Consider the following 9,996-nt stretch of genomic DNA (forward strand, 5'->3'; position numbering starts at 1 on the left):
CTTCCCTGTGCTGCGTCCGTTCAGCGGGCCCCGACGGTCAGCGGTCCACCAGTCGGTCGAACTGCGTGGTCGTGTGCCGCAGATGCGCCACCAGTTCGTCGCCGACGTGCGGCTCCGGGGCGTCCGAGGGCACGAACAGGATCGACACCTGCATGTGCGGTGGCTCGGCGAACCAGCGCTGTTTGCCACCCCAGACGAACGGCGAGAGGTTCCGGTTCACCGTGGCGAGGCCGGCACGGGCGACGCCCTTGGCGCGCGGCATGACGCCGTGCAGGGCCTTCGGGGCCTCCAGACCCACCCCGTGCGACGTTCCGCCCGCCACGACCACCAGGAAGCCGTCCGAGGCCGCCTTCTGCTGCCGGTAGCCGAAGCGGTCGCCCTTGGCGACGCGCGTGACGTCCAGGACGGCCCCGCGGTACTCGGTGGCGTCGTGGTCCCCCAGCCACAGCCGCGTGCCGATCCGGGCGCGGAATCGGGTCTGCGGGAACTGCTGCTGCAACCGGGCGAGTTCGTCCGCCTTGAGGTGGCTGACGAACATCGTGTGCAGCGGCAGCCGGGCCGCCCGCAGGCGGTCCATCCAGCCGATGACCTCCTCGACGGCGTCGGAGCCGTCGGTTCGGTCCAGCGGCAGGTGGATGGCGAAGCCCTCCAGCCGGACGTTCTCGATCGCGGAGTGCAGCTGCGCCAGGTCCTGCTCGCTGATGCCGTGCCGCTTCATCGACGACATCACCTCGATGACCACACGGGCCCCCACAAGGCCGTACACGCCGTCCACCGACGACACCGAGCGCACCACGCGGTCCGGCAGCGGGACGGGCTCCTCGCCGCGCCGGTAGGGCGTCAGCACCAGCAGATCGCCGCCGAAGAAGTCCTTGATGCGCGCGGCCTCGTAGGTGGTGCCGACGGCGAGGATGTCCGAGCCCAGCCGGGTGGCCTCCTCCGCCAGCCGCTCGTGCCCGAAGCCGTAGCCGTTGCCCTTGCAGACCGGGACGAGTGCCGGGAACTGCTCCTGCACGTGCTTGTGGTGCGCCCGCCAGCGCGCGGTGTCGACGTAGAGCGTGAGCGCCATGGCCGGACCTGGGACCTTTCTCGTGGCTGCGATGTGGGGAAGTGCGTCAGGGGTTCAGAGGTATGGAAGCACTGAAACGCGACGTCAGCGGCGCGACATGTAGATGTCGAGCGCCTTGTGGAGCAGCTTGTTGAGCGGGAAGTCCCACTCGCCGAGGTACTCCGCGGCCTGTCCGCCCGTGCCGACCTTGAACTGGATCAGGCCGAACAGGTGATCGGTCTCGTCCAGCGAGTCGGAGATGCCGCGCAGGTCGTAGACGGTGGCGCCGAGCGCGTATGCGTCGCGCAGCATCCGCCACTGCATGGCGTTCGACGGGCGGAACTCACGGCCGATGTTGTCCGAGGCGCCGTAGGAGTACCAGACGTGTCCGCCGACGATCAGCATCGTCGCCGCCGACAGGTTCACGCCGTTGTGGCGGGCGAAGTACAGCCGCATGCGGTTGGGGTCCTCGGTGTTGAGGGCCGACCACATGCGCTGGAAGTACGACAGCGGGCGTGGCCGGAAGTGGTCGCGCACGGCCGTGATCTCGTACAGCCGCTGCCACTCCTCGAGGTCGTGGTAACCGCCCTGGACGACCTCGACACCGGCCTTCTCGGCCTTCTTGATGTTGCGGCGCCACAACTGGTTGAAGTTCTTGTGGACCTCTTCGAGCGAGCGGTTCGCCAACGGCACCTGGTAGACGTAACGCGGCTGGACGTCGCCGAAGCCGGCGCCGCCGTCCTCGCCCTGCTGCCAGCCCATACGGCGCAGCTTGTCGGCCACCTCGAAGGCGCGCGGCTCGATGAAGTCGGCCTCGATGTCGCGCAGCCGCTTCACGTCCGGGTTCTGGATGCCCGCCTTGATGGAGGTGGCTTCCCAGCGCCGGATGATCACCGGCGGGCCCATCTTCACCGAGAAGGCGCCCTGCTGCTTGAGGTGCGCGAGCATCGGTTCCAGCCACTCGGTCAGATTCGGCGCATACCAGTTGATGACCGGACCCTCGGGCAGATAGGCCAGGTAGCGCTTGATCTTGGGCAGCTGACGGTAGAGGACGAGACCCACGCCGACCAGTTCACCGGTCCGCTCGTCGAACCAGCCGAGGCTCTCCGACCGCCACTCGGCCTTGACGTCTGCCCAGGCCGGAACCTGCATGTGGCTCGCCGAGGGCAGGCTCTGGATGTATGCCAGATGCTGCTCGCGGCTGATCGTCCTCAGGGTCAGGCTCATTCGGGGCGCTCCTCGGGCTGGTGTGTCCCCATGGGTACAGGGGCTCCGGCTCTCGCGCCGAAGCCTACTGCGCCTTGCGAGCGCCCCGACTGGGCGTACGGCACCTTCGCCCCGGCCCGTGCGCGGCCGGGGAGTTCCGTCAGGGTTCGTATGTGTTCTACGTGTCTCTCGGTGCGGACGGTGTCCCCGGTGCCGGCACCGGCCGGGTCACCAGACCCCGCCGAAGAGACCCCCGTGGGCCATTCCGATGAAGAAGCCGACGCCCGCGGCACCGAGACCCAGGATCAGACCGAAGCGCTCACGGGTGGTCTCGGAGATCCACTGTCCGTACGCACCGGTGAGAATCGCCACCAGGCCGGCCCAGGAACTGAGCAGATGCAGGCTGTGGAAGAACGACGTGATGAAGGCCGTCACGCCGAGCACCAGCGTCACTGCGAGCAGGGTGTCCTGGAGCGGATGGGGTTTGCCGTCGGTGGCGAAGAGAGATCCGGCGGTATTGGGTCGCAATGCCTGTGCCATGTGGCACCTCCTGCGGAAGGCGGCGCATCGTAGCGCCATACACACCCGACGTGTACAGATTGACGCCCACCCACGCCGGATTTCAACCGGAAGCACGTGTGCAGGTAGTCTGTACCGTCTGCACCGGTGTCTGCCCAGGCAGAGCCAGGGAGTCCGCCCAGCTCAGAGCGGGGATGTCGCTTGCCGATCCCCGACTGTCAGTGGCGGCCGATACCGTTGCGTACGCATCACAACCCTCCTGCCACGGATCGACCGTGGCCGCTGAGTCCAAAGGAGGTGGGTTCCACATGCGTCACTACGAGGTGATGGTCATCCTCGACCCCGATCTCGAGGAGCGCGCTGTCTCCCCGCTGATCGAGAACTTCCTCTCCGTCGTCCGTGAGGGCAACGGAAAGGTGGAGAAGGTCGACACCTGGGGCCGTCGTCGTCTCTCGTACGAGATCAAGAAGAAGCCTGAGGGCATCTACTCGGTCATCGACCTGCAGGCCGAGCCTGCGGTCGTCAAGGAGCTCGACCGCCAGATGAACCTGAACGAGTCGGTCCTCCGGACCAAGGTCCTCCGTCCCGAGACCCACTGAGCTCGCACGCTCAGCTGATCTCGGGATTCTGAGTAGCAGCACAAGCAGCCAGCAGCAAACCCGCCGAGAGGTACCCCCATGGCAGGCGAGACCGTCATCACGGTCGTCGGCAATCTTGTCGACGACCCCGAGCTGCGCTTCACCCCCTCCGGTGCGGCGGTCGCGAAGTTCCGTGTCGCGTCCACTCCCCGCACCTTCGACCGTCAGACGAACGAGTGGAAGGACGGCGAGAGCCTGTTCCTGACCTGCTCGGTCTGGCGTCAGGCGGCGGAGAACGTCGCGGAGTCGCTCCAGCGAGGCATGCGCGTCATCGTGCAGGGCCGGCTGAAGCAGCGGTCCTACGAGGACCGTGAGGGCGTCAAGCGCACGGTCTACGAGTTGGACGTCGAGGAAGTCGGCGCCAGCCTGCGCAGTGCCACGGCCAAGGTCACCAAGGCCTCCGGCCGCGGTGGCCAGGGTGGTTACGGCGGCGGTGGCGGCCAGGGTGGCAGCGGCGGCTGGGGCGGAAGCTCCGGCAGCGGCCAGCAGGGCGGCGGCGCTCCTGCCGACGACCCGTGGGCGACCGGCGCTCCCGCCGGTGGTCAGCAGGGCGGCGGCGGTGGCGGCGGCTGGGGTGGAAACTCCGGCGGCTCCAGCGGCGGCGGCTACTCGGACGAACCCCCCTTCTAGGCCCTCGGGCCCGGGTGTCCGGGCCCGATCGGGTCGAAGGCGGGTCGAATCCCAACTTCTTGATCACACAGGAGAAACACCATGGCGAAGCCGCCTGTGCGCAAGCCTAAGAAGAAGGTCTGCGCTTTTTGCAAGGACAAGGTCACGTACGTGGACTACAAGGACACGAACATGCTGCGGAAGTTCATTTCCGACCGCGGCAAGATCCGTGCCCGCCGCGTGACCGGCAACTGCACGCAGCACCAGCGTGACGTCGCCACGGCCGTCAAGAACAGCCGTGAGATGGCGCTGCTGCCGTACACCGCCCAGGCGCGATAAGGGAAGGGTGACCGACAAATGAAGATCATCCTCACCCACGAGGTCTCCGGCCTCGGTGCCGCGGGCGACGTCGTCGACGTCAAGGACGGCTACGCTCGCAACTACCTGATCCCGCGGAACTTCGCGATCCGTTGGACCAAGGGTGGCGAGAAGGACGTCGAGCAGATTCGTCGCGCTCGCAAGATCCACGAGATCCAGACCATCGAGCAGGCCAACGCTGTCAAGGCCCAGCTCGAGGGCGTCAAGGTCCGCCTGGCCGTCCGCTCCGGCGACGCCGGTCGTCTCTTCGGTTCCGTCACTCCGGCCGACATCGCCTCGGCGATCAAGGCTTCCGGTGGCCCCGAGGTCGACAAGCGCCGTATCGAGCTCGGTTCGCCGATCAAGACCCTGGGCGCCCACGAGACGTCCGTGCGTCTGCACCCCGAGGTTGCCGCCAAGGTCAACATCGAGGTCATCGCGGCCTGATCGCTGCGCTCGGCTTGAAGAGCTGAGAAGGGGCCGCACCCGCTGGGTGCGGCCCCTTCTGCTTGCTCTGTTTCTGTTTCACGTGAAACGTCAGTTTCACGTGAAACGGTCAGCGGGTCGCGCCGGTGACGACCCAGCGGCCCGACCGGGCGCGCAGCCAGAGGGTCAGCATCCGTACGGCCATCATCAACGTCATCGCTCCCCACACCGCGGTGAGGCCGCCGCCGAGAACCGGCACCAGTAGGGCCACCGGCGTGAAGAGGGCCAGGGTCAGCACCATGGCCCAGGCGAGATACAGGCCGTCTCCCGCGCCCATCAGCACACCGTCCAGCACGAAGACGATGCCGCAGACAGGCTGGGCGAGTGCCACCACGAGCAGAGCGGGCAGCGCCGCCTCCTTCACCGCCGGGTCGCTGGTGAAAAGCGGCAGGAGGAGTGGTCGGCTGATCACGACCAACAGACCGAGCACGACACCCACGGCGATGCCCCACTCGACCATCCGGCGGCAGGCGTCACGGGCGCCCTGGGCGTCGTCGGCGCCGAGATAGCGCCCGATGATGGCCTGCCCGGCGATGGCGATCGCGTCGAGGGCGAAGGCGAGCAGGCTCCACAGGCTCAGGGCGATCTGGTGTGCCGCGATGTCGTCGTCCCCGAGTCGGGCTGCCACGGCGGTGGCGATCATCAGGATCGCACGCAGCGAGAGCGTGCGGACCAGCAGAGGCACTCCCGCCTGGGCGGATGTCCTGATACCGGAGGCGTCGGGGCGCAGGGACGCGCCGTGGCGGCGGGCTCCCCGGATCACCACCGTGAGGTAGACAACAGCCATGGCACACTGCGCGATGACGGTTCCCCAGGCGGAGCCGGCGATGCCGAGGTCCGCACCGTAGACGAGGCCGACGTTCAGGGCGGCATTGGCGACGAAGCCGGTGACGGCGACGTAGAGCGGTGTCCTCGTGTCCTGGAGTCCGCGCAGGACACCGGTCGCGGCCAGGACGACGAGCATGGCCGGTATGCCGAGTGCGGAGATGCGCAGATAGGTGGTCGCGTAGGGGGCGGCCGTCTCCGAGGCGCCGAAGAGCTCCACGAGCGCTGGGGCGGTGGGCAGGACAGCCGCGATCACCGCGGCGCCGAGCAGTAGTGCCAGCCAGATGCCGTCCATGCCCTGGCGGATGGCGGCCGGGAGGTCGCCGGCGCCCACCCGGCGCGCGACGGCGGCGGTGGTGGCGTAGGCGAGGAAGACGAAGACGCTGACGGCTGTCATGAGGAGTGCGGAGGCGACTCCCAGCCCGGCCAGTTGGCCGGTGCCCAGGTGGCCCACGATCGCGCTGTCGGCCATGACGAAGAGGGGCTCGGCGACGAGTGCGCCGAAGGCCGGCACGGCCAGTGCGACGATCTCTCGATCGTGCTGTCGCCGAGTGACCCTGGGGGGCGCGGGAGCCTGTGTCATGGCCGCCAATCTAATCGTCCACAGGTAAGAGATGCAATCGCATAGTGACCCTTACTTCATCTGGCACTCCGTGTCCTCCGGCGCGCCGTTCGAAGGGATCTTGGCCCGACTGGGCAACTTTTTCTTCTGCACAGCCAGTGGATGGGGAACGTGCAGGTCAGGGGCGCTTGGCGGGAAAAGACGAGGGCTTGTTCACAGCACTGTCCACCGGGTCGTGCACAGGTTTTGCGGAGTTCTCCACAGCATAGGGGCCGTCGTCCACATGGCCTGTGGATAACCAGATTGGCTGACGGTGCCCGCGGGCCTACCGTGGTCCGGCGCCCGCTCCGTCCGTCGGTCGAGAAAACCCTTACAAAACCGACGCGCCACAACCGGAGTTGGGCCTCTCAGTTGTCAGTGCCGTGCCGTAGAAAAGAGACACGGCGAGGTCCGCTCGGCGGACGGGAGGAGGTGGCTCGGTTGAGCATTTCCGAGCCCTTGGACGACCCGTGGGCCGACAGCGGTCCCAGTGATCGTCTGCCCTCTTCCCGCCGGCGCAGTGACGGCGGACGCGGCCGGGACGAACAGCATGATCGCGGCCGGGACAGCGGTGAGTGGGAAGGCGGGGGCACCGCCTTCGAGCGGGTACCGCCGCAGGACCTCGACGCCGAGCAGTCCGTCCTCGGCGGCATGCTCCTGTCCAAGGACGCCATCGCCGACGTGGTCGAGGTGCTCAAGGGCCACGACTTCTACAAGCCCGCGCACGAGACGATCTACCAGGCGATCCTCGACATCTACGCCAAGGGCGAGCCGGCCGACCCGATCACCATCGCCGCCGAGCTCACCAAACGCGGCGAGATCAACAAGGTCGGCGGCGCGTCCTATCTGCACACCCTCGTACAGACGGTGCCGACGGCCGCCAACGCCGAGTACTACGCCGAGATCGTCCACGAGCGTGCGGTGCTGCGCCGCCTGGTCGAGGCCGGCACGCGTATCACCCAGATGGGATACGCGGCCGACGACGACGTCGACGAGATCGTCAACCGCGCCCAGGCGGAGATCTACGCGGTCACCGAGCAGCGCACCAGCGAGGACTACCTCCCGCTCGGCGACATCATGGAGGGCGCCCTCGACGAGATCGAGGCGATCGGCTCACGCAGCGGCGAGATGACGGGCGTGCCCACCGGCTTCACGGACCTCGACTCGCTCACCAACGGTCTGCACCCGGGCCAGATGATCGTGATCGCGGCCCGTCCCGCCATGGGCAAGTCCACGCTCGCGCTGGACTTCGCCCGCGCGGCGTCGATCAAGCACAACCTGCCGAGCGTCATCTTCTCCCTGGAAATGGGGCGCAACGAGATTGCGATGCGTCTGCTCTCCGCTGAGGCCCGCGTTGCCCTGCACCACATGCGGTCCGGCACCATGACGGACGAGGACTGGACCCGCCTGGCCCGTCGGATGCCCGAGGTGTCCTCCGCGCCGCTCTACATCGACGACTCCCCGAACCTGTCGATGATGGAGATCCGCGCGAAGTGCCGCCGGCTGAAGCAGCGCAACGACATCAAGCTGGTGATCATCGACTATCTGCAGCTGATGCAGGCCGGTGGCTCCAAGCGCTCCGAGAGTCGTCAACAGGAGGTTTCGGACATGTCCCGTAACCTCAAGCTGCTGGCCAAGGAGCTGGAGGTCCCGGTGATCGCGCTCTCACAGCTCAACCGAGGTCCCGAGCAGCGCACGGACAAGAAACCGATGGTGTCCGACCTGCGTGAGTCCGGCTCCATCGAGCAGGACGCCGACATGGTGATCCTGCTGCACCGTGAGGATGCGTACGAGAAGGAGTCCCCGCGCGCGGGCGAGGCGGACATCATCGTGGGCAAGCACCGTAACGGCCCCACGGCCACGATCACCGTGGCCTTCCAAGGCCACTACTCGCGCTTCGTGGACATGGCGCAGACCTGACCCCAGGAAGCCGTACGCCAGGAACTCACACGCACCTCGGCGACCAGTCGTTCCGGATCGGCCTCGACTTCCTGGTGAAATGAGCTCGACGCCGGCCGCGCGGGCGGGTGGACTGGGCCCATGACGACACCTCAGGAAGAGCTGCTCCCGGGTACGCGGCGGGCGCTGCTCCACCGGATCGCCGTGGCCCAGACCGAAGGGCGTTCCCCCTCGCTGGTCGCCGCGGTCGTACGGGACGGACGGGCCGTGTGGCACGGGGCACGGACCTCGGTCGATGGTCACGCGCCGGATGAGAACGTGCAGTACCGGATCGGCTCCATCACGAAGACCTTCACCGCCGTCCTTGTGTTGCGGCTGCGCGACGAGGGGGTGCTCGACCTCGGGGACCCCCTGGAGAAGCACCTGCCCGGCACCGGCGCGGGGGAGGCCACGGTGGCCGAACTGCTCGCCCATACCAGCGGGCTGCCCGCCGAGGCGCCCGGACCGTGGTGGGAGCGGACCCCGGGCTCGCTACGGCCCGAACTCGCCGACGTCCTAGGTGACCAGGCCACCCCGCACCAGGCCGGCCGGCGGTACCACTACTCGAACCCCGGTTACACCCTCCTGGGCGCTCTTGTGGAAGAGCTCCGTGGAGCGTCCTGGGAAGAGGTGTTGCGGCGTGAAGTGCTCGAACCCCTGGGTCTCAACCGCACGAGTGTCCGACCGCAGGCGCCGGCTGCCGGCGGGTGGGCGGTGCACCCGTGGGCGGACGTGATGCTGCCGGAGCCGGCCGAGGACTTCGGGCGGATGGCCCCGGCGGGGCAGCTCTGGTCAACCACCGGTGATCTCGCGCGATTCGCTGCCTTCCTGACGCGGGGGGACGACCGGGTGCTGAGCGCGGAAACCCTGCGCGAGATGTGGACGCCCGCGGCTCCGGCCGGGCTGGCGGATGTGGCGGACGGTGCCACGTACGGACTCGGACTGCAGATTCAGCACCGGGATGGCCGACTGCTCGTGGGGCACTCCGGCTCGGTTCCCGGATTCCTGGCGACCCTCACCGTGGGCGTGGCGGACGACGTTGCCGCGGTGGTGCTCGTCAACTGTACCTCCGGCCTTCTGACGTCCCAGGTGGCCGCCGATCTCGTACGCATCGTCGCCGAGGCCGAGCCACGGATCCCCGAACCGTGGCGTCCGCTGCGAGAGGTCGACTCTTCCGCCTTGGAGCTGGCGGGCCAGTGGTACTGGGGTACGAACCCCTTCGCTCTGCGTGTGACGGCCGACGGGCTCATCTCGTTGGGGCCGCTGTCCGGCGGCGGCCGGCGTTCCCGGTTCCGGCCGAACGGGGACGGTACCTGGACCGGTCTGGAGGGCTACTACGCCGAAGAGCTCCTGAGGGCCGTACGGCGGCCGGACGGGAGCGTGGACCACCTGGACCTCGGGTCGTTCGTGTTCACGCGTCAGCCGTACGGCGAGGGGGCGGCTGTCCCCGGCGGTGTCGACCCGGAGGGGTGGCGGGCTATCGGCTAGCCGCATCTGCCGGGGGGGGGGGGGGGGGGGGGGGGGGGGGGGGGGGGGGGGGGGGGCCCGCCGGGGGGGGGGGGCCCCCCCCCCCGCCCGCGCGGCGCGGGGCGGGCCCACAGCGCGCGGGAGGGGCCGCACCCCCCCCCCCCCCACCCCCCCCCCCCCCCCCCCCCCCCCCAACCCCCCCCCCCCCCCCCCCCCCCCCCCCCCCCCCCCCCCCCCCCCCCCCCCCCCCCCCCCTCCACGTGTTTCTGCCCACACAAAGCGGAACGGGCGGCATCGTGATC

The 9,996-nt window shown here is 68.7% G+C and carries 10 protein-coding genes; 6 read left to right on the top strand and 4 right to left on the bottom strand.

What is annotated here, in order from left to right; all coding sequences use genetic code 11:
* Nucleotides 1-37: 37 nt before the first annotated feature.
* The 3 genes from ACIBTS_RS31480 to ACIBTS_RS31490 all read right to left on the bottom strand — a co-directional run bounded on the left by ACIBTS_RS31480 (nt 38) and on the right by ACIBTS_RS31490 (nt 2,794).
* On the bottom strand, nt 38-1,069 hold the full coding sequence (locus ACIBTS_RS31480; protein ID WP_079661189.1) for an alanine racemase: 1,032 nt from the start codon (nt 1,067-1,069) through the stop codon (nt 38-40).
* An 84-nt stretch (nt 1,070-1,153) separates the two neighbouring features.
* Complete coding sequence (gene femX, locus ACIBTS_RS31485; RefSeq protein WP_079661190.1) at nt 1,154-2,275, bottom strand: peptidoglycan bridge formation glycyltransferase FemX; 1,122 nt, start codon at nt 2,273-2,275, stop codon at nt 1,154-1,156.
* A gap of 207 nt (nt 2,276-2,482) precedes the next feature.
* The gene (locus ACIBTS_RS31490; RefSeq protein WP_079661191.1) at nt 2,483-2,794 is read right to left on the bottom strand and encodes a hypothetical protein; all 312 of its coding nucleotides are present in this window, start codon (nt 2,792-2,794) and stop codon (nt 2,483-2,485) included.
* 287 nt (nt 2,795-3,081) lie between these two features.
* On the opposite strand from ACIBTS_RS31490, the gene rpsF reads away from it, so the two are divergent.
* The 4 genes from rpsF (at nt 3,082) to rplI (ending at nt 4,824) form a co-directional block, all read left to right on the top strand.
* Nucleotides 3,082-3,372: a 30S ribosomal protein S6 gene (rpsF, locus tag ACIBTS_RS31495; RefSeq protein WP_006604399.1), complete on the top strand. Its 291-nt coding sequence runs from the start codon at nt 3,082-3,084 to the stop codon at nt 3,370-3,372.
* A gap of 78 nt (nt 3,373-3,450) precedes the next feature.
* Nucleotides 3,451-4,041 carry a single-stranded DNA-binding protein gene (locus ACIBTS_RS31500; protein ID WP_399323838.1) on the top strand — a complete coding sequence of 197 codons (591 nt, stop codon included), beginning with the start codon at nt 3,451-3,453 and terminating at the stop codon, nt 4,039-4,041.
* A gap of 81 nt (nt 4,042-4,122) precedes the next feature.
* On the top strand, nt 4,123-4,359 hold the full coding sequence (gene rpsR / locus ACIBTS_RS31505) for a 30S ribosomal protein S18 (protein WP_020130672.1): 237 nt from the start codon (nt 4,123-4,125) through the stop codon (nt 4,357-4,359).
* Nucleotides 4,360-4,377: 18 nt separating this feature from the next.
* Nucleotides 4,378-4,824, top strand: a complete 447-nt coding sequence (gene rplI, locus ACIBTS_RS31510) for a 50S ribosomal protein L9 (RefSeq protein WP_079661193.1) — start codon at nt 4,378-4,380, stop codon at nt 4,822-4,824.
* A 109-nt stretch (nt 4,825-4,933) separates the two neighbouring features.
* Here the strand turns inward: rplI and ACIBTS_RS31515 are convergent, their stop codons facing one another.
* A complete protein-coding gene (locus ACIBTS_RS31515; protein WP_399323841.1) occupies nt 4,934-6,280 on the bottom strand; it encodes an MATE family efflux transporter in 1,347 nt (448 codons plus the stop codon).
* Nucleotides 6,281-6,730: 450 nt separating this feature from the next.
* Between ACIBTS_RS31515 and dnaB the strand changes: the two genes are divergently transcribed.
* Nucleotides 6,731-8,209, top strand: coding sequence for a replicative DNA helicase (gene dnaB, locus ACIBTS_RS31520; RefSeq protein WP_319337428.1), 1,479 nt, complete (start codon nt 6,731-6,733; stop codon nt 8,207-8,209).
* A 120-nt stretch (nt 8,210-8,329) separates the two neighbouring features.
* On the top strand, nt 8,330-9,715 hold the full coding sequence (locus ACIBTS_RS31525; RefSeq protein WP_399323843.1) for a serine hydrolase domain-containing protein: 1,386 nt from the start codon (nt 8,330-8,332) through the stop codon (nt 9,713-9,715).
* Nucleotides 9,716-9,996: the final 281 nt, after the last annotated feature.

It is taken from the genome of Streptomyces sp. NPDC050121, assembly GCF_044460385.1.
GTDB classification, from domain to species: Bacteria; Actinomycetota; Actinomycetes; order Streptomycetales; family Streptomycetaceae; genus Streptomyces; species Streptomyces soliscabiei.

Coding starts and splice junctions, on each gene's coding strand:
- rpsF (WP_006604399.1), top strand. CDS start 3,082: ATGCGTCACTACGAGGTGATGGTCATCCTCGACCCCGATCTCGAGGAG.
- rpsR (WP_020130672.1), top strand. CDS start 4,123: ATGGCGAAGCCGCCTGTGCGCAAGCCTAAGAAGAAGGTCTGCGCTTTT.
- femX (WP_079661190.1), bottom strand. CDS start 2,275: ATGAGCCTGACCCTGAGGACGATCAGCCGCGAGCAGCATCTGGCATAC.
- rplI (WP_079661193.1), top strand. CDS start 4,378: ATGAAGATCATCCTCACCCACGAGGTCTCCGGCCTCGGTGCCGCGGGC.
- ACIBTS_RS31525 (WP_399323843.1), top strand. CDS start 8,330: ATGACGACACCTCAGGAAGAGCTGCTCCCGGGTACGCGGCGGGCGCTG.
- ACIBTS_RS31500 (WP_399323838.1), top strand. CDS start 3,451: ATGGCAGGCGAGACCGTCATCACGGTCGTCGGCAATCTTGTCGACGAC.
- ACIBTS_RS31490 (WP_079661191.1), bottom strand. CDS start 2,794: ATGGCACAGGCATTGCGACCCAATACCGCCGGATCTCTCTTCGCCACC.
- ACIBTS_RS31480 (WP_079661189.1), bottom strand. CDS start 1,069: ATGGCGCTCACGCTCTACGTCGACACCGCGCGCTGGCGGGCGCACCAC.